The 17,173-nt window shown below is 71.5% G+C and carries 18 protein-coding genes and 1 tRNA gene; 13 read left to right on the top strand and 6 right to left on the bottom strand.

Annotated features, from left to right (window positions below):
• Positions 1 to 14: 14 nt before the first annotated feature.
• The 3 genes from ftsZ to GN153_RS15720 all read right to left on the bottom strand — a co-directional run bounded on the left by ftsZ (position 15) and on the right by GN153_RS15720 (position 2,226).
• Positions 15 to 1,196, bottom strand: coding sequence for a cell division protein FtsZ (ftsZ, locus tag GN153_RS15730; protein WP_159904464.1), 1,182 nt, complete (start codon positions 1,194 to 1,196; stop codon positions 15 to 17).
• Between the two features lie 2 nt (positions 1,197 to 1,198).
• The gene (locus tag GN153_RS15725; RefSeq protein WP_159904462.1) at positions 1,199 to 1,393 is read right to left on the bottom strand and encodes a ribbon-helix-helix domain-containing protein; all 195 of its coding nucleotides are present in this window, start codon (positions 1,391 to 1,393) and stop codon (positions 1,199 to 1,201) included.
• A 230-nt stretch (positions 1,394 to 1,623) separates the two neighbouring features.
• The gene (locus GN153_RS15720) at positions 1,624 to 2,226 is read right to left on the bottom strand and encodes a double zinc ribbon domain-containing protein (RefSeq protein ID WP_159905057.1); all 603 of its coding nucleotides are present in this window, start codon (positions 2,224 to 2,226) and stop codon (positions 1,624 to 1,626) included.
• A gap of 130 nt (positions 2,227 to 2,356) precedes the next feature.
• On the opposite strand from GN153_RS15720, the gene GN153_RS15715 reads away from it, so the two are divergent.
• The 11 genes from GN153_RS15715 (at position 2,357) to GN153_RS15665 (ending at position 9,946) form a co-directional block, all read left to right on the top strand.
• Positions 2,357 to 2,430 (top strand) — tRNA-Tyr (locus tag GN153_RS15715).
• 138 nt (positions 2,431 to 2,568) lie between these two features.
• Positions 2,569 to 3,129, top strand: a complete 561-nt coding sequence (locus GN153_RS15710) for a UGSC family (seleno)protein (protein ID WP_159904460.1) — start codon at positions 2,569 to 2,571, stop codon at positions 3,127 to 3,129.
• Positions 3,122 to 4,081: a hypothetical protein gene (locus GN153_RS15705; protein WP_159904458.1), complete on the top strand. Its 960-nt coding sequence runs from the start codon at positions 3,122 to 3,124 to the stop codon at positions 4,079 to 4,081. The genes GN153_RS15710 and GN153_RS15705 overlap by 8 nt, the downstream gene beginning before the upstream one ends.
• 367 nt (positions 4,082 to 4,448) lie before the next feature.
• Entirely contained in the window at positions 4,449 to 4,625 is a 177-nt protein-coding gene (locus GN153_RS15700; protein ID WP_159904456.1) for a hypothetical protein, read from the top strand.
• Positions 4,626 to 4,728: 103 nt separating this feature from the next.
• Complete coding sequence (locus GN153_RS15695) at positions 4,729 to 5,340, top strand: HAD family hydrolase (protein WP_159904454.1); 612 nt, start codon at positions 4,729 to 4,731, stop codon at positions 5,338 to 5,340.
• A complete protein-coding gene (locus tag GN153_RS15690; protein WP_159904452.1) occupies positions 5,340 to 6,263 on the top strand; it encodes a CobD/CbiB family cobalamin biosynthesis protein in 924 nt (307 codons plus the stop codon). The genes GN153_RS15695 and GN153_RS15690 overlap by 1 nt, the downstream gene beginning before the upstream one ends.
• Positions 6,254 to 6,997 carry an adenosylcobinamide-GDP ribazoletransferase gene (gene cobS / locus GN153_RS15685; protein WP_159904450.1) on the top strand — a complete coding sequence of 248 codons (744 nt, stop codon included), beginning with the start codon at positions 6,254 to 6,256 and terminating at the stop codon, positions 6,995 to 6,997. The genes GN153_RS15690 and cobS overlap by 10 nt, the downstream gene beginning before the upstream one ends.
• The gene (locus GN153_RS15680; RefSeq protein ID WP_159905055.1) at positions 6,997 to 7,548 is read left to right on the top strand and encodes an NTP transferase domain-containing protein; all 552 of its coding nucleotides are present in this window, start codon (positions 6,997 to 6,999) and stop codon (positions 7,546 to 7,548) included. Before cobS ends, GN153_RS15680 begins: the two co-directional genes overlap by 1 nt.
• Before the next feature lie 24 nt (positions 7,549 to 7,572).
• Positions 7,573 to 8,577: an aminotransferase class I/II-fold pyridoxal phosphate-dependent enzyme gene (locus GN153_RS15675; protein WP_159904448.1), complete on the top strand. Its 1,005-nt coding sequence runs from the start codon at positions 7,573 to 7,575 to the stop codon at positions 8,575 to 8,577.
• Positions 8,570 to 9,268: an adenosylcobinamide amidohydrolase gene (locus tag GN153_RS15670; RefSeq protein ID WP_159904447.1), complete on the top strand. Its 699-nt coding sequence runs from the start codon at positions 8,570 to 8,572 to the stop codon at positions 9,266 to 9,268. The genes GN153_RS15675 and GN153_RS15670 overlap by 8 nt, the downstream gene beginning before the upstream one ends.
• A gap of 36 nt (positions 9,269 to 9,304) precedes the next feature.
• A complete protein-coding gene (locus GN153_RS15665; RefSeq protein WP_159904445.1) occupies positions 9,305 to 9,946 on the top strand; it encodes a cob(I)yrinic acid a,c-diamide adenosyltransferase in 642 nt (213 codons plus the stop codon).
• Here GN153_RS15665 and GN153_RS15660 read toward each other — a convergent pair.
• Positions 9,943 to 10,881, bottom strand: a complete 939-nt coding sequence (locus GN153_RS15660) for a sodium:calcium antiporter (RefSeq protein WP_201287931.1) — start codon at positions 10,879 to 10,881, stop codon at positions 9,943 to 9,945. The genes GN153_RS15665 and GN153_RS15660 overlap by 4 nt on opposite strands.
• Positions 10,882 to 10,967: 86 nt before the next feature.
• Here GN153_RS15660 and GN153_RS15655 point away from each other — a divergent pair, with 86 nt between their 5' ends.
• Positions 10,968 to 12,557, top strand: a complete 1,590-nt coding sequence (locus tag GN153_RS15655) for a cobyric acid synthase (protein WP_159904443.1) — start codon at positions 10,968 to 10,970, stop codon at positions 12,555 to 12,557.
• Here GN153_RS15655 and GN153_RS15650 read toward each other — a convergent pair.
• Complete coding sequence (locus tag GN153_RS15650) at positions 12,554 to 13,570, bottom strand: TIGR03617 family F420-dependent LLM class oxidoreductase (RefSeq protein ID WP_159904441.1); 1,017 nt, start codon at positions 13,568 to 13,570, stop codon at positions 12,554 to 12,556. The genes GN153_RS15655 and GN153_RS15650 overlap by 4 nt on opposite strands.
• Positions 13,571 to 13,783: 213 nt before the next feature.
• On the opposite strand from GN153_RS15650, the gene surE reads away from it, so the two are divergent.
• A complete protein-coding gene (gene surE / locus GN153_RS15645; protein ID WP_159904439.1) occupies positions 13,784 to 14,617 on the top strand; it encodes a 5'/3'-nucleotidase SurE in 834 nt (277 codons plus the stop codon).
• Positions 14,618 to 14,922: 305 nt separating this feature from the next.
• On the opposite strand, the gene GN153_RS15640 is transcribed toward surE, so the two are convergent.
• Positions 14,923 to 17,106: a histidine kinase N-terminal 7TM domain-containing protein gene (locus GN153_RS15640; RefSeq protein WP_159904437.1), complete on the bottom strand. Its 2,184-nt coding sequence runs from the start codon at positions 17,104 to 17,106 to the stop codon at positions 14,923 to 14,925.
• Between the last annotated feature and the right edge of the window lie 67 nt (positions 17,107 to 17,173).

Genomic DNA, 17,173 nt, shown 5'->3' with positions numbered 1-17,173 from the left:
CCGGGTCGCCGGACTCAGTCGTTAGTGCGGACGACGTCGAGTCCGTTGTTGGTCTCGACGCTGCTGCGGCCGCCGTCGGTCTCGCCGAACTCGCGACTTTCGGCCACGTTCGTCGCGGCGTCGAAGGCTTCGTCGTCGACGCCCTCAATGGCCTGGCGGGACTTGTCGGCCTGCTTCTGGGTCGTCGGGCCGAGCACCTGGGCGCTCTGGACGCCGGTCATGATCGCCATCACGCGGACCTTCCCCTTGTACTGCTCCTGGATGCGCGCGCCCCAGATGACGTTGGCGTCGGCCTCCAGGCGGTCGGTGATGTTCTGGGCGATCCCCTCGGCCTCCTTCAGCGTGAGGTCGGGGCCGCCGGTGATGTGGACCAGCCCGCCGGAGGCGCCGCGGTAGTCGACGTCCAAAAGCGGGTGGTTCATCGCGTCCTTGACGACCTCATCGGTCTTGTTCTTGTCCTGGGTCTCGCCGACCAGCATGACCGCCACGCCACCCTTGTTCATGATCGAGGTCATGTCGGCGTAATCGAGGTTGATCAGCGAGGGCTGGGTGATGGTCTCGCTGATCCCCTTGACCGTCTCGGCGATGATCTGGTCCATCACCGAGAACGCCTTGCCGATCGGGAGGTTCGGGACGTAGTCGAGCAGCCGGTTGTTGTCGAGCACGATGATGGAGTCGGCCTCGTCGCGGAGCCGCTCGAGGCCCTCCTCGGCTTTGACCGTGCGCGCGCGCTCGACGTTGAACGGCGTCGACACCATGCCGACGACGATAGCGCCCTGCTCTTTGGCGATCTTCGAGACGACCGGCGCCGCGCCGGTCCCCGTGCCACCACCCATGCCGGCGGTGACGAAGACGAGGTCGGCGTCACCGAGCACCTCCTTGATGGTCCCCTGAGCCATCTCGGTGGCGCGCTCGCCCATCGAGGGGTCGCCGCCCGCGCCGAGCCCGTTGGTGAGGGACTTGCCGACCAGGATCTTCGTGTCGGCCTCGATCATCTGCAGGTGCTGTTTGTCGGTGTTCAGCGCGATGGTCTCCGCGCCGTCGACGCCGATGTTGTAGAGGCGGTTGACCGTGTTGTTGCCGGCGCCGCCACAGCCGACGATCACGATCCGCGGATCGCCAAAGCCGTCGACGTCGTCCATCTGTTTCTGTTCCTGCTCGTCGCGTTCGAGGGCCTCGTTGACGATATCCTGCATAGTTACACCTTGGCCCACGAGCGCTTGCGGCGCTGGCGTTTCTCGGAGGGACGCTCCTTGCCGGCGTCCTGCTCGTCGAGCATCTCCCGAACGGCGGCCCGGATCGCCTCGCTCCGGTTGGGGTACTCCCCCGTCTCGACCATCCGTTCGACCTCTTCGACCTGCTGTTTCGGAATCCGTAGTGTCACACGCTCCATGTTGTGTTCCCCTTTGTGGGTAAGACGGGGACCGGGACACCCCCGGCCCGCACGTTTTACACACCGAAACCGCACGACAGCGGCGGAATGCGTGCCGCGCGTCGCGGTGTGTAAGACGGCCGTCTTACGCACAACATACCACAGACTGGTATGTAATAAAGGTTGGGGGTTGCGTAAGACATCAGGGCGTTTACCGGAGTAAACCCACTGAGATGGCTGTTTACGGGCGGTTAGCCCTGGTCGAGAACGTCCGCTGCGGGGGTGCGGCGGCCACAGCCGGGACAGAATCCCCAGTCAGAGCGGAGTTCGTCCCCGCAGTCACAGAACACCCGCCGCGCCGTCTTCTCCCCACAGTTCGGACAGTAAACGTGGGACGGCGACACGGTTTCCCCGCACTGCGAGCACGTCTTACTCTCGTTTGCAGCCGCGTTTTCGTCGCCCCCGTCACCCGTCTTACGCGTTTCCGGCGTGTGTGACGCATCGGCCGGCGAGTCGTGTGACGCGCCCGCGGTGGTGTTTACTGAGCCGGCCTGTTCGTCGCTGACGGCCGCAGAATCGCCGTCGAGCGTGATGTTTACGTTGACGTCGCGGGGCTGGCGTGGCGTAAACGCCTCCTCGAGCCGGTCGGCGATGAGCGCGTCCACGCGGTCGGCGACGGCCTCGTCGAGGGTCTCGGGTTCGGGGTCGGCACTGGGCCGCGTGTCGGACGTCGAGGCGGTGGCGCCGTCGAGATACTCGCGCAGGGCCTCCCGCATCACCTCGCTTTTCGAGGCGTCGAACTCCTCGAGTCGCCTGATGAGCTCGTCGTCGGCGCGGAACGTGATCTTGCTCATCGCGGTCGTCATACACGTTGTCTGTCGGGGTATATCAATCTTCCCGAGGTGTCTGACGCCCGTCTGTCGGGCGTCGGTCGCTCTCCGAATGATAATGGTTAAGTCCGGCTCGTGTCCTATCACCGGACGCCCGCCCTTAGCTCAGACTGGTAGAGCAGTCGACTGTAGATCGACTTGTCCCCCGTTCAAATCGGGGAGGGCGGACTTTTCCTGCGAACGATAGTGAGCAGTGAAAAGGTCCATCCTGACACGGTTTGAACGCGGGGAGAGTCCCGCGTGCGCGGGCGGGGCGGGACCGCCCCCGTAGGTATATGAGACCCGGGATGCACGCTAGAGACACCCATGAGCGAGAGCATCAATCTCCCCGGGTCGGACGGGGAGTCGACATCGGAGGCGACATACGCCGACCGCATCGACGACCTCGAGGGCAAGACCCTCGCCTACGTCGACTGGGGCAAGCCCAACGGCGAGGAACTGTACGACTGCTTCGAGCGCCGCTTCACCGAGGAGTTCGGCATCGAGGAGCTGCTGTACTACCGGAAGCCGACGCCGTCGAGCCCGGTCCCGGGCGACCTGATGGAGGAGATCATGGCGGCGGATCCCGACGGGGTCATTCTCGCGATCGCCGACTGCGGGTCCTGTAACTCCTCGGTCGTCGTCGACGCGAAGACCTTCGAGGAGAAGGGAGTCCCGACCGTCCAGGTCATCACCGACAAGTTCCTCGACCTGAACACCAGGATCTCGGAGAGTTACGGCTACGAGAAGCTCCCGCTCATCACGGTCGACCACCCGACCCGCTACCTCGACAGCGAGGAGGTCGACGCGCTGGCCGAACGGATCCAGTGGAGCGTCCACACCCAGCTCACCTGCGAGGAGTGTCTGCTCGCTGGCGACGATGGATAACGTCCCGACCGAGCCCGAGGAGCTCTTCGAGTACCTCCACGAGAACGAACTCTCGGACGGGCTACCCGTGATCCCGCCGACCGACGAGCGCGTCGCGGACACGCTGGCCACCGTCGACCGGCCGGGCGGCGAGACCCTCATGCAGATCCCCACGAGCTTCGACGAACTCACCGTCGAGTCGCTTGCCAGCTGCGCGGTCATGGCCGGCTGCCGGCCGGAGTATTTCCCTGCCGTGCTCGCCGCGATGGAGGGGCTGGCGGAGTGGCCGAACCTCCGGGCCGTGATGGCCACCACCAGCGGCTTCTGCCCGGCCGTCATCGTCAACGGCCCCGCGAGAAACGACCTCGACGTGAACTGCGGGACGGGGCTGTTCGGCCCCGGCTACCGCGCCAACGCGACCATCGGCCGGGCGGTCAGCCTCGCGTTCATCACGGTCGGCCGGGTCTACCCCGGAACCGGGACGAAGGCGACACACGCGCACCCGGGGCGGTACACCTACTGTTTCGGCGAGTTCGAGGAGGAGAGTCCCTGGGACCCGCTGCACACGGACACCGCGGACCTGGACCCCGACACCAGTGCCGTCACCGTCTACCCCGCCCACTCGCCACACCTGCTCGACGAGGGGATCGGACCGGACCCCGACGACGAGGACATCCTCGAAGGGCTGGCCCACGGCGCCACCGAGTCAGCGATGGGCCCGTCCACGATGCCCGGCCCGATGCTGTTCGTCCTGGGCCAGGACCACGCGGGGCGTCTGGGGCAGGACTACGAGAAACAGGAGGTCAAGGAGTACCTCCACGACCACTGCCGGTGGGGCGACGACAACCCGCTGTTGCGCTCGCCCGACGACGCTCTCGTCATGGTCGCCGGCGGGATCGGGAACTACTCCTCGGTGATCCACTCGATGACGGCCGCCGGCAACGACGCGGTCACGACGCCGATACCGGAGTGAGAAGCCGGGCCACACCACCCCGCGTGTCGGCTCACGGACCGGGATGACGGCCGCTCGTCTGGACGACCGTCCGAGCACCGAAATAAACATATCCAGACAGGTATAGAATGTTTAGTTATATATCATATATATTCGTATACATACATAGGTGACAGTCGCGGATCGGGCTATCCCGAACGATCAAATCATCGAAGAGATATGTCCCGTCCGGGACACGGGCAGTCCGCGGGTCAGTCGGTCGGCTCTCGGGGTGGGTCGTCCACATGATACCGAAACAGAACGAGATGCCAAACCGCAAAAGGGAGGCAGGAAAAAATGGGATAAACTATCGGTCCTCTTTTTGTCGCTCCCGTCCGACCGGGCAGGTGTGGTCGCGATGGGTGTCCTCGACAGGGCCAAGGAAGTGTCAGGTATCTCGGACGGGGGTGGGGAGCCGATGCCCTATGTCTGTCTCGCCTGCGAGACGCCGTTCGAGGTCCAGCACCACAGCTGTCCTGTCTGCGGGAGTTTCGATGTCCGCCGGTCGAAGTGGGTCACGGAGTGAGGGTCCACGCGGCCCCGCCGTGTCCCACCGGCCCGCAGCCGCGGGTGTGGACCGGTCAGCCCTCAGCCAACGATTCAAGTGAGCCCCTGGCAAGAGGGAGGTAGTGGCAGTCTCGTTCGACCTCTTCGGCACGCTGGTCACGCAGGAGCGACCGGACGACCCGTGGGACGCTGTCGCCGCGGAGCTGCGGGCGCGCGGGGTTCCCGTCCCCGACGACTGGGAGGCCGCCTACCGCGAGTCCCACGCGGACCTGGAGCCCGGCCGCGAGCAGTCGCTGGTCGACCACTCCCGCGCCGCGCTCGCGAGCCGCGGGGTCGAGGCGGAGGTGGACGTCGTCCGCGACGCGCTGCTGGCCGCCTTCGACGTTCCTGTGGAGGTACGACCGGGCGCACCCGAGGCGCTCGCGGCCGCACGCGAGCGCGGGCCCGTCGGGGTGCTCTCGAACTGCAGCCTGCCCGGGCTCGTCGACCGGACGCTCTCGCGGGCCGATGTCGGAGTGGACACCGTCGTCACCAGCGTGGGCTGTGGCTGGCGCAAGCCCCACGACCGGGCCTTCGAGGCGGTAGCCGACGAGCTGGGCGTCGGCGTCGGGGAGCTGGTCCACGTCGGAGACGACCCCCGGGCCGACGGCGGCGGACGGACCACCGGGGTGACGGTCGTCCTGACCGAGGACGTCCCGCTGTCGGCGTTCCCCGGGTGGCTGGGGGAACGGTGATGGCTCTGGGCGCGCTGGCCGTCGGAGGGGCACTCGTTCTCGACGGCGCCGTCGGCGAGCCGCCCGACCGCCTGCACCCGGTCGCCTGGTTCGGGCGGGCGGTTCCCGACCGGGCGTTCCGGCGGCCGGTGCTCGCGGGGGGAGTGCTGGCGCTCCTGTGGCCGCTGGCTGCCGCGCTGGCAGTCGGTGGGGCGGTGGCGCTCGCGGGGCTGGTCGACCCGCTGGCGGCCGCCGCTGTCGGCGCGCTGGCGCTGTTCGTGACGACCAGCCTGCGCCGGCTGCTCGCGACGGTCCGCCGCGTCGTCGCGCTCACCGAGTCGGACCTCGCGAGCGCGAGAGCCGAACTCCGGGCGCTGGCCGGCCGCGACGCCGCGGCACTCTCGCCCGGCCAGGTGCGGAGTGCGGCCGTCGAGAGCCTCGCGGAGAACCTCGCGGACGGGCTGGTCGCGCCGCTTCTGTGGTACGGCGTCTGTGCGGCCGCGGCGGGGCTGGCGGGCGTCGGGGCTGTCGGGGCGCTGGCCGTCGGCTGTGGCGCGGCCGCGTGGGTGAAGGCGGTGAACACGCTCGACTCCATGCTCGGATACCGGGGACGGCCGGTCGGGCGCATCCCCGCGCGGCTGGACGACGCGGTCATGTGGGTGCCCGCCCGCGCGAGCGCGCTCCTGCTCGCGGCCGCGACCGGCCGACCGGGGGCGCTCCTGCGCGCGCGGTCGTGGCTCTCCGCGGTCCCCTCGCCGAACTCCGGGTGGCCGATGGGGACGCTGGCGGCGGCCCTGGACGTCCGCCTGGAGAAGCCCGGGGTCTACACCCTCAACCCCGAGGGGCGATTCCCGGACGCCGCGGCGACCCGGACGGCGCTGGTCCGGACCGGCGTGGCCGGCCTGCTGGCCTACGGGCTCGCGGCGGTGGTAACGTGGTCCTGAGCGGGCTGCGCGGCGCGGTCGGCTTTCTGACTCGCGTTCCGGTCGGCCACGACGAGCGCGCCTGGGAGGGGCTTGCCGGCCGGCCGGCGCTGTTCGTCCCCGTCGGCTACGCCGTCGGGGCGGTCGCGGGGCTGGCACTCGCCGCTCCGCTCCCGACGCCGACCGCCGCCCTCCTCTACCCTCTCGCGCTGGTCGCGCTCACCGGCATCAACCACGCCGACGGGCTCGCGGACCTCGGCGACGCCGCCGTCGTCCACGGCGGCCCCGGGCGCCGCCGCGAGGTCATGGCCGACACGACCGTCGGGGTCGGCGCGGCCGTCGCCGTCGGGCTCGCGCTCCTGGGGCTCGGGCTCGGCGCGCTCGCGGCTGCGAGCCTCTCCTGGCGGGTCGCGCTCGGGCTGGCTATCGCGAGCGAAGTGGCCGCGAAGCTCGCGATGGCGGTGCTGGCCGCCGCCGGCGAGGCTAGCCACGAGGGGCTCGGCTCGGCCTTCACCGGTGCGAGCGCCGGGTCGGTGTTCGTCGCGCTCGGGCTCGCGGCCCCGGCCGCGGCGGCGACCTGGCCCTCGCCCGCGGCCGCGGCGGCGGTCGCAGCCGGTCCGGTCGTGGCTCTTCTCCTGCTCGCGTGGGCGCGCCGGAACCTCGGCGGCGTCAACGGCGACGTCTTCGGCGCTGCCAACGAACTCGCCCGGGTCGCGGCGCTGCACGCGGGGGTGGTCGCGTGGACGCTCTCCTGATGTGTGGCGGCCGGGGGACCCGGCTGGACAGGGGCGAAAAGCCGCTGGTCGAGGTCGGCGGCGTCCCGATGGTCGAACGCGTCCGGCGGGTGCTGGCGGCCAGCCGGGTCGAGCGGGTCTACGCCGTCACCGCCCCCCACGCGCCCAGAACGGCGGGGTTGCTCGACTGCCCGCGGATCGAGGCACCTGGGGAAGGGTACGTCCCGGACCTCCAGCACGCGCTGGCCGACGACCGGGTCGCGGAGCCCGTGCTGACCGTGGCCGCCGACGTCCCGCTGCTGACCCCCGGGACTGTCGACCGCGCGCTCGACGCGGCTGAGGGTGCAACCACGGTCGCGGTGCCGGTCGGGCGCAAGCGCGCGCTCGGGGTGACCGTCGACACCGCGTTCCGGGCCGGCGGCCGGCTGCTCGCGCCCTCGGGACTGAACGTCGTCGGCGACGGGGAGGGACTCGCGGTCGCGACCGACCGGGGGCTGGCGGTCAACGTCAACCGTCGCCGCGACCTCCGGCGGGCCAGGTGGCTCGCCGGCGCGCCCGCCGCAAGCGATTAGTCCGCCGGGGCGCTCGTACGGACGATGGACAGCGAGGCCCTCGCGCGCCTGGAGGCGGGCGTCCACCACGGGAGTCGCGACGACCCCGAGCTGCTGGATTTCAGCGCCAACACCAATCCCCGAGTGCCAGAGGGTACCGAGCGCGTCTACGGGCGCGCGCTCGCCGCCGCCGGCTCCTACCCCGACGACGGCTACCCGGAGTACCGCCACGCGGCCGCCGAGGCCGTCGACTGTGCTCCCGGGGATGTCGTGCCGACGCCGGGCGGGCTGGCGGCCATCCGGCTGGCGGTGGCGGCCGCGGTCTCCCCGGGCGACACCGCGCTCGTCCCCGCACCGTCCTTCGCGGAGTACGCCCGCGAAGTCCGCCTCCAGGGCGGCGAGCCCGTCTTCCGCCCCCACGACAAACTTCCCGACGCCGACCCCGAGGGCCACGCGCTCGCGGTCGTCTGCACCCCCAACAACCCCACCGGCGAAGCCTACGCCACGGAGCGGCTCCGCGCGTTCGCCGACCGCTGCCGGGAGGTGGGGACGGTTCCGCTCGTCGACGAGGCTTTCCTGGGGTTCACCGACCGGCCCTCGCTTGCGGGTCGGGAGGGTGTGGTGGTGGCCCGCTCGCTCACCAAACTGTACGGGCTGCCGGGGCTGCGTGCGGGCTACGCGGTCGCGACCGGCGACCTCGGCGACCGGCTGAGAACCGCCCGGCCGACGTGGGCCCTGGGGACGCCCGCGGCGGCCGTCGGCGCCCACTGCATGCGCCAGCGGGAGTTCGTCGCCGCGACCCGCGAGCGCGTCCGCGAGGAGCGCGTCCGGATGCGCGAGCGCCTCTCGGCGCGGTTCGAGGTCCACCCCTCCGATGCCCCCTTCCTCCTGCTCGCGGTGCCGGACGTGGAGGCCATCCAGCGCGAGGTGGAGGCCGCGGAGATCGCCGTCCGGGACGCCCGCACGTTCCGGGACCTGGACAGCCACGTCCGCGTCGCCGTCCGGACGCCCGCGGAGAACGACCGGCTGCTGGAGGCGCTGGATGTTTGAGGCCGAGCGCAGGGAGGAGGTCTGCCGGCTCAGGTCGCCGGGCGCGCGGTGGCTTGTCACCGGACCCGAAGGTGGCTACCGCCGGGCCGACGCGGCCTACAACGTCTCGGTCCCGGAGGGGTTCGACCGCGAGGACCCCGCGGCCTACGCCGCCGAGCGCCGGCGGGCGGCCGGCTTCGAGGCGCCCGGCCCCGGACTCCTGACCGGCGTGGACATGCGCCACGCCCGCGGGGCCCGAGCCGGGGGAGTCTGCGTGGTCGCCACCGCGGGGCTCTCGAACCCCGTCGCCCTGGCCGGCAGCGAGGCCGCCGGCGGAGCGTCGGGGGAACGCACACGCGAGTCGGACGCGGGCCCTGGGACGGTCAACCTGCTGGTCGGGACCGACCGGGCGCTGGCCGACGGGACGCTCGCGACGCTTCTGGCGACCGTCGTGGAGACGAAAGCGGCGACCCTCCAGGCTGCGACCGGGTTCACCGGCACCACGACGGACGCGGTCGCGGTCGGCTGTGAGCCCGGCGGCGACCCGGCCCCCTTCGCGGGGAGCGCGACTCCGGTCGGGCGGGCGGCCCGGGCCTGCGTGCGCCGGGCCGTCGAGGCCGCGGTGGCGGCGCGCGGGTCGGTCCCCGACACCGTGGCCGGCGCCGAACACGGCGCGGTGCCGGCGGCGGAGCCGGACGTCTTCCGCGTCTGACGAAAGTGTCTTTTAGCTACCGCAACGTGAGTTGGTATGGCACGCACAGTCGACCCCCAGCCGATCGCGCCCGCGGCCCCCGAGGAGTTCGGTCTGGTGCAGGTCTGGTGGGGTACGGGCAAGGGGAAGACGACAGCGGCGCTGGGGATGGGGATGCGGGCGGCCGGCCACGGCTACCGCGTCCACGTCCTCCAGTTCATGAAAGCCGGGACGGGAACCGTCGAGGACACCCGCGGGGAGTACAACGCCATCGCGGCCCTGCCGGGGATGAGCTACGAGAACGCCGGCCACTACGGCTGGCACGGGATGCTCGACGGCTCCGACGACGAGGCCCACCAGGCCCGCGCCGAGGCGGCGCTGGCCCGGGCCCGGGACCTGCTCGAGGCCTCGACCCGGGCCGACCTCACCGAGCCCCTCGCGCTGGACGGACCACCCGAGGACGGCCTCCACATGCTCGTGCTCGACGAGGTGCTGTACGCCGCCAACCGCGGGCTCATCGCCGAGGAGGAGGTCCAGGGACTGGTCGACGGCAAGCCCGCCGACCTCGAACTCGTCCTGACGGGCGGCCACGAGCGCCCCGAGTACGCCACGGACGTCGCGGACCTGGTGACGAACGTCGACAAGGAGGTCCACCCGATGGAGGCCGGCCAGGGCGCGCGGAAGGGGACCGAATTCTAGAGGAGGTCGATGAGCCACTTCGCCAGGTTTGCGGCCACGAGCGCACCACCCTCGGCCCGCGAGATGCGCCGTCCGGTCGCCAGGAGCCCGACCGCGACGACTGTCAGGCCGACCAGCCAGAGGAGGGCCAGCGACGCCTCGCCGCCGACGGGAAGCGGGACGAGCACCGCCGCCAGCCCGAGCACCCCCAGGGCGTTGAAGATGCAACTCCCCACGAGGTTGCCCGCGGCGATGTCCGCCAGCCCCTCGCGCGCGGCGGCAGCCGCCGCGGCGACTTCGGGCGCCGACGTGCCGACGGCGACGACCGTCTCGCCGACCAGCCACTCGGAGGCCCCGAGCAGCCGGGCCAGGTCGGCCGCGGAGGAGACCAGGAGGTTCGCACCCCCGACCACAAGCGCCAGCCCGACGACCACCCAGACGGCGGCCGGCAGCCGCTGGGGTCCGGGGTCCGGGGCCGGGGTCGGGACCGCTGTCCGGTCGGCACCGCGAAAGAGGAGGCCGAGATACGCGAGAAACGCGCCCAGGAGAAGCGCCCCCTCGGCGCGGCCCACGGTCCCGCTGCCCCCGACCGCGACGAGCCCGACCGTCGCCAGGATGGCGACGACCCCGTCCCGGCGGACCAGCGCCCGGCGCCCGACGATGGGGCGAAACAGCGCCACCCCGCCCAGGACCAGCCCGAGGTTGAAGACGTTCGAGCCGACGACGTTGGCGAGCGCGATGGTCGGCCGGCCGGTGACGGCCGCGTCGACGGTGACGGCCGCCTCGGGGGCCGAGGTCCCCAGCGCGACGACCGACAGCCCGACCACGAGCTCGGAGAGCCCGACCCGGCGGGCGAGCCGGGCGGCGCTCTCCACGAACCGCTGGGCGCCGACCCAGAGGACGATGACCGCGACGACGAGCAGGCAGACATCGATGACGACCGAGACGGACGTCACGACCGGGGAGAGGGCCGACACCGGAATAAAGCTCCCGTACCGGGGTCGTAGCGCCGGGCCAGACACAGCGCGCCGGCCGGGATAGCATGACGCGAACCCTGCTCGTCGCCGGCACCGCCAGCCACGTCGGCAAATCCACTGTCGCGGCAGGGCTCTGTCGCCTGCTCGCCGACCGCGGGGTCGACGTCGCCCCGTTCAAGGCCCAGAACATGTCGAACAACGCCCGCGCGGTCCCGCGGGCGGGTAGCGGCGACCGCAGCCGCGACGGCGAGGTCGGCGTCTCCCAGTACGTCCAGGCCCGCGCGGCCCGGGTGGCGCCGACGACCGACCACAACCCCGTCCTCCTGAAGCCCACCGGCGACGGGCGCTCCCAACTGGTCCTCGACGGCGAGGCCGTCGGCCACGTCGAGGCCGGGAGCTACTACGGGGAGCGCTGGGAGCGAGCCCGCGGGGTCGCCCGCCGTGCCCACGCCCGGCTCGCAGACCGCCACGACGTCATCGTCGCGGAGGGCGCCGGCTCCATCGCCGAACTCAACCTCCAGCATCGAGACCTCGCGAACGTCGAGACCGCCCGCTTCGCCGACGCCGACATCCTGCTGGTGGCGGACATCGAGCGCGGCGGCGTCTTCGCCCACGTCTACGGCACGCTGGAGCTGATGCCGGAAGCCCTCCGCGAGCGCGTGGTCGGCGTCCTCGTCACGAAGTTCCGCGGGGACCGGACGCTGCTCTCCGACGGGGTCGCGGAACTCGAGGAGCGGACTGGTGTTCCGGTCCTGGGCGTGCTCCCCTACGAGGACCCCGGGCTGCCCGAGGAGGACAGCGTCGCCCTCCCGGCCGCGGGCGAGCGGGCGGTCCGCGGTGCCGACGACGGCGTGCCCGGGGAGCGCGCGGTCACCGTCGCAGTCCCCCGCCTGCCCCGGATATCGAATGTCACCGACTTCGGCCCGCTGGCTCGCGAGCCCGGCGTCCGGGTCGCCTTCCTCCCGCTGGACGGCCGGCTCGACGCCGGCGGGGACGCGGTCGACGGCGCGGCCGCGGAGTACGGGGCGGACGCGGTCGTCCTCCCGGGGACGAAACATACGGTCGCGGACCTGCGTGCGCTCCGGGAGGCCGGGATGGCCGAGCGGATACGAGCCTTCGACGGCCCGGTGGTCGGGCTCTGTGGCGGCTACCAGCTGCTCGGCGAGCGGGTCGTCGACAGGGGCGTCGAGTCCGGGCGCGAGGCGGCCGTCGAGGGGCTCGGACTCCTGCCGGTCGAGACGCGTTTCGAGGCCGAGAAGGAGGTCCGGCGGGTCACTCGCGACCTCCGGCCGGTGGAGCCGCTCGCGGGCGCGACCGGCGAGGTGTCGGGCTACGAGGTCCACCTCGGTCGGACGGAACTGACCGGCGACGCGGCCCGGCCGTTCGAGGGCGAGGGCGCTGCGACCGACCGGGTGCTGGGGACGTACGTGCACGACCTCTTCGCCAACGGGGTCGCCCGGGAGGGGTTTCTCGACCGGGTATTCGACGCTGCGGGGGTCGAGCGGCCGACCGACGCGGGAGCGGCGGCCGAGGGAGGGGCCCTCTCCCCGCACGACCGCGCGGCACGGCTCGTCGGCGAGCACGCCGACCTCGGCGCCGTCTTCGAGGCTCTCGGCCGGCCGGCGGGGAGTGCCGGGGAGCAGTCGGACGTTTAGAACCCGTCGAGGACCTGCTCGGCGAGCTCGGGGTCCTCGAGGTCGAGCGCGAGCGAGACCCGGTCGGCGAGGTCGCCGTAGGTCTCGACGAGCGCGTCGGCGAGCTCGTCGGGGTGGGCCTCGACGGCGAACGCGTCCATCATCTCGTCGGTGACCAGCCCGGCCATCTCCTGCCACTTGCCCTCCTTGGAGAGTTCGTGGAGTTCGCGGCCGGTGTCGACCCAGCCGTGGTGGGCCATGACGTCCTTGTAGGTCGGGGTGGAGGCGTAGAAGGCCACCCGCTGGCGGACCTCCTGGCGCTGGCGCTCGCGCTCTTCCTCGTCGCGGCCGGTGACCACGAAGGGGCTGGCGGAGACGCTAACCTCGTCGACCGACCGGCCGGCGCGGTCGGCGCCCTGCTGGAGTTTCGGCGCGACGACCTCCCGGGTGTAGGAGGGCGTGTTGAACGAGTGCAGCGCGATCCCGTCGCAGATCTCCCCGGCCATCCTGATGTTGTACTCGTTGACCGCGGCGGTGTAGATGGGGATGTCCGGGTCGTCGATGGGGCCGGGGTTGAACGTGTCCGTCAACAGCGAGAAGTCGTAGAACTCCCCCTCGTAGTCGAGGCTCTCCCGGTTCTCCTGGAACGCCTCCCAGATGTGGCGCAGCGACTCGATGACCTCACGGAGGCGCGGGCCGGGCGACTCCCACTCGAAGTCGACCGAAAAGCGGCGCTCGTTGTGTGCCCGGACCTGTGTGCCGAGCCCGAGGATGAAGCGGCCGTCGCTGTAGGCCTGCAGGTCCCAGGCCTGCTGGGCCAACACCATCGGGCTCCGGGTGAAGGCGGTCGCGATCCGGGTGCCGAACTCGATGTCCTCGGTCCGGTCGGCGACCACCGGCAGCGGCGCGAAGGAGTCGTGTTCGGTCTCGGGGTTCCACAGGCAGTCGAACCCGACCTCGTCGGCCCGCTCGGCGGTCTCGCCGACACCTTTTGTCAGTCCGTTGATGCTGGCATCGACCTGTAAGTCAGCCATACCCCTGGCCGACGCGGACCAGCGGTAAAAAATCACGGGACCCGGGGGTCAGGTGTGGCTACAGGTCTCACACGAGACCTCGGGAGCTGACGGAACGTGGCGACCGGAAACGACACGTAGCCCGGGGGCGAGAACGGAGACGATGAGCCACACCGGACGCGACCGACCGATGGGAGCGGCGAGCCGGCCGACCGCAGTCTGCAGGGGGGAGAGATGGACATCCTGCTGACCAACGACGACGGGATCGACGCGCCGGGCATCAGGGCGCTCGCGGACGCGCTCTCCGAGCTGGGCGAGGTGACGGTCGTCGCCCCGGCGCGCAACCAGAGCGCGGTGGGGCGCGGGCTCTCGTATGGTCGGATGGGACCGGACCAGGGCAACGAGGGCGACATCGGCATCGACGAGGCCGACGAGGAACCGTTCACCGTCACCATCCCCTACGAGGAACACGACCTGGGCTACGCCATCCACGGGACTCCCTGTGACTGCGTGATCGTCGGGGCGCGGACCTTCGAGCCGGACGTGGTGGTCTCGGGCTGTAACCCCGGCGCGAACCTCGGGGTTCACGTCCTCCCGCGGTCGGGGACGGCGAGCGCGGCCGAAGAGGCGGCCTGTCTGGGCGTGCCCGGTATCGCGGTCTCGATGAACGGGCTCGGACACGACCGCGAGGAACTCGCAGTGCCGGACTTCGAGCGGGCCTGCCGGGTGGGACGACGGGTCGTCGAGCGCGCGGTCGGGGGCGACGCCTTCGCACACACCGACTACCTGAACGTCAACGTTCCCGGGCCGGACGAGGCCATCACCGGGGTGGCGGTGACCCGGGCCACTCCGGAGTACGACATGCACGCGGACCTGACCGACGGGAGCTTCCGGCTGCACAACCCGCTGTGGGCCGGGATGGCTGCCGGCGACATCCCCGACGGCCGGGGGACCGACCGGCACGCGCTGCTGGAGGGGCGTGTCAGCGTCTCGCCGCTGTCGCTTCGGTCGGCCGACGAGGCAGGGTTCGACGAGCTGGAGCCGCTGTTCGCGGGTGTCACGGACTGACCGGCCGGAGGGTCGTGCCCGGGCCGCGCTGGCCGCTAAGTACGTAGCGTCCGTCCTCCCGTGAGAGCGGCGGCCTCTAGATACGTAGCGACCGGATTCACGACCGTCCAGCGGATACACGATCGTGGCGGGACAGACAGGAAGGGGGAAGCCGAACCGTCCCGCCCGACACGGGGGAGAGCGGCCGACGACTGCCCGTGCGGGACGACACACCCGCGCGGGCGTCCCGGCGGCCGGCCATCCGGGCGGCCCGGGGGAGTCGCCCGACGCCCCGTCGCCGGGGTCGGTCCCCGGGAAGAGCGGCGTCAGTTGTTGAAGAAAGTTTCGACCAGCCGGTTCTCGGCCTTGCGGAGGTGCCCGTGCAGCGTCGGGGAGGCGATGTCCAGCGACGCCGCGACCTCCTCGGCGGTGGAGTCGCGGGGCCACTCGAAGTAGCCGGCGCGGTAGGCGGCTTCTAACGCCTCGCGCTGGCGGTCGGTCAGGTCGGCCTCGTCGGGCAGCGCGGCCTCCCCCGTCGGTTCGACCTCGCGTTTCGCCAGCAGCTCCGTCTCCGGGAACTCCTCCTGGAGCCGCTCGACGACCGCCCGGACGTTGGCCTCCGGCGATATCTCGGCGACGAGCCGGCAGCTCCCGTCGGCCGCGGTCGCCGTACGGACGTTCGCGCCGAACTCGACCAGCGGGTGTGCGAGCATCCCCTCGGCCGCGGTCACCTCCAGCGTCGTCCCGCCGTCGGTTGCCAGCCGGCGGGTGTCGACGACGCCGGGATGGGAGACGGCGGCCGCGGCGTCGACTCCCTCGTCGGTGCTGAGGTAGGCGATGAGGTCGCCGTCGTCGGCGGGGACGAGGCCGTCGAGAGTCCACTCGACCCCGGTCTCCCCGGCGAGCGCGACCAGCAGGGCGTCCCCGTCGGTCGACCGGAAGTCCAGTTCCACGTGCGTGTCCGCGACGAGCAGGCGGGTGTGCTCGACGGCGTTGAGCGCGTGACCGACCGTCTCGCCGAGTTCGTCCAGGACGGAGAGTTCCCGCTCGCCGAAGCCGGCCTCCCGGTCGCTGTGCAACGCGAGCACGCCGTAGACCGTCCGGCCGTACACCACCGGGACGGTCGCCCAGTCACCGCCGTCGGCCTCGGCGGGGTCGGCCGGGAGGTCGGTCCCGGCGACATCGGGGTCGTCGGCGACGAGCGGCGGGGGGAGCTCCCCGAATTCGGCACCCTCCTCGACCGTCCGGGCGCTGTCGTCGTCGGCGACCATCCTGACCGGGGGGCCGTCGCTGGCGGTCGTGTTGAGCCAGACCGTGTCGTACAGCCCCGGAGTCGCGAGGGATTCGACGACCGCCCGCTCGAGTTCGTCGACCGTGGTGGCCCCGACGAGCGCCTGGTTCACCTCGCGGATGACGGTGTTGATCCGCTCGAGGCGCTGGAACCGGTCGCGCTGGGCGCGCAGCTCCCGCTCGCGGCGCTTGCGTTCGGTCACGTCGTACAGGAGGACGGTGTGCCCCACCTCCCGGCCCCGCCGGTCGGCGACCGGCGCGGTCTCGACCTCGTAGGTCCGGCCGTCCACGGAGAGTTCGGCCAGCCGGTCGGTCGCCGCGAGGTCGAGCTCTTCGTCCCCGACGAGCCGGTCGGCGGGCTCGCCCAGCGCCCCGGTCGGGTCACGGTCGAGGATCTCCCCCGCGGCGGCGTTCATGTACAGTACCTCCCGGTCGGTGTCGACGATGACGACCCCGTCGTCGAGGGCCGCCAGGGCCGCCTGCCGGCCGAGCTGTCGGGTCGCGGGCAGCAGGTCGAAGAGTCGGTACCGGAACAGGGCGTTCCCGAAGGCGACACCCGTCACCGCGAAGCCGTAGGGCGTCAGGTCGAGTCCGGGCAGCGGCGTCAGGCCGAACACCCTGGCGGCGTTGCCCGCAAGCGGTGCGAGGAGCCCGACGACGATCAGCACGCTCTGGTCGAAGTAGAGGTACTCCGACACCGCGACCAGCCGCAACAGCAACAGGAACCCGACGATGAGCAGCGAGTAGGCGTAGACGAAGTAGACCCAGAACCAGGGGCCGAAGGTCTGGTCGAGTGTCACCACCCCGCCGGCCGCGATGTGGAACGGGTCGGTCCACATCAGCCCGTGGGCCGGGTTGGTCCAGACGAGGGCCACGGTGACTGCCGGGACCACGAAATACAGCGGGAGCAGCCGGCGGGAGAGCACCGAGTCGTACCCGGTGAAGTCGACGATGAAGAGGAAAAACAGCACCGGGACGACGGCGATCGCGAGCCACTGGACCCGTTCCCAGAACAGGTGCGGCCCCCAGGTCTGGGAGAGGGCGAACATCTCGGTGACACCCCAGAAGGTGACGCCGACCATCGCCGCCGAGAGCGGGACCGCGCCCGGCTGCTCGCGGTGGCGCCAGGCGTAGCCCGCCAGCCCGCCCGTCACGGCGGCCGCGCCAGCGAGCAACAGGAGGTGAAACAGCCCCGAACCGACCATAGCAACTGCTGTCATCAGGTGGATATAAATAACTATCCACATTTCTGAGTGATGTTTGTGAGACAGTTTCAGGGAGTGGCTG

This window comes from Salinirussus salinus (assembly GCF_009831455.1).
In the GTDB taxonomy this organism is placed as follows: Archaea; Halobacteriota; Halobacteria; order Halobacteriales; family Haloarculaceae; genus Salinirussus; species Salinirussus salinus.
The sequence above is the reverse complement of the archived record's forward strand: the minus strand, read 5'-3'. Positions and strand labels throughout refer to the sequence as shown.

Excerpts from the sequence above, each read along its gene's own strand:
- ftsZ (WP_159904464.1), bottom strand. The coding sequence starts at position 1,196 with ATGCAGGATATCGTCAACGAGGCCCTCGAACGCGACGAGCAGGAACAG.
- GN153_RS15725 (WP_159904462.1), bottom strand. The coding sequence starts at position 1,393 with ATGGAGCGTGTGACACTACGGATTCCGAAACAGCAGGTCGAAGAGGTC.
- GN153_RS15720 (WP_159905057.1), bottom strand. The coding sequence starts at position 2,226 with ATGAGCAAGATCACGTTCCGCGCCGACGACGAGCTCATCAGGCGACTC.
- GN153_RS15710 (WP_159904460.1), top strand. The coding sequence starts at position 2,569 with ATGAGCGAGAGCATCAATCTCCCCGGGTCGGACGGGGAGTCGACATCG.
- GN153_RS15705 (WP_159904458.1), top strand. The coding sequence starts at position 3,122 with ATGGATAACGTCCCGACCGAGCCCGAGGAGCTCTTCGAGTACCTCCAC.
- GN153_RS15690 (WP_159904452.1), top strand. The coding sequence starts at position 5,340 with ATGGCTCTGGGCGCGCTGGCCGTCGGAGGGGCACTCGTTCTCGACGGC.
- GN153_RS15680 (WP_159905055.1), top strand. The coding sequence starts at position 6,997 with ATGTGTGGCGGCCGGGGGACCCGGCTGGACAGGGGCGAAAAGCCGCTG.
- GN153_RS15675 (WP_159904448.1), top strand. The coding sequence starts at position 7,573 with ATGGACAGCGAGGCCCTCGCGCGCCTGGAGGCGGGCGTCCACCACGGG.
- GN153_RS15670 (WP_159904447.1), top strand. The coding sequence starts at position 8,570 with ATGTTTGAGGCCGAGCGCAGGGAGGAGGTCTGCCGGCTCAGGTCGCCG.
- GN153_RS15665 (WP_159904445.1), top strand. The coding sequence starts at position 9,305 with ATGGCACGCACAGTCGACCCCCAGCCGATCGCGCCCGCGGCCCCCGAG.
- GN153_RS15655 (WP_159904443.1), top strand. The coding sequence starts at position 10,968 with ATGACGCGAACCCTGCTCGTCGCCGGCACCGCCAGCCACGTCGGCAAA.
- GN153_RS15650 (WP_159904441.1), bottom strand. The coding sequence starts at position 13,570 with ATGGCTGACTTACAGGTCGATGCCAGCATCAACGGACTGACAAAAGGT.
- surE (WP_159904439.1), top strand. The coding sequence starts at position 13,784 with ATGGACATCCTGCTGACCAACGACGACGGGATCGACGCGCCGGGCATC.
- GN153_RS15640 (WP_159904437.1), bottom strand. The coding sequence starts at position 17,106 with ATGACAGCAGTTGCTATGGTCGGTTCGGGGCTGTTTCACCTCCTGTTG.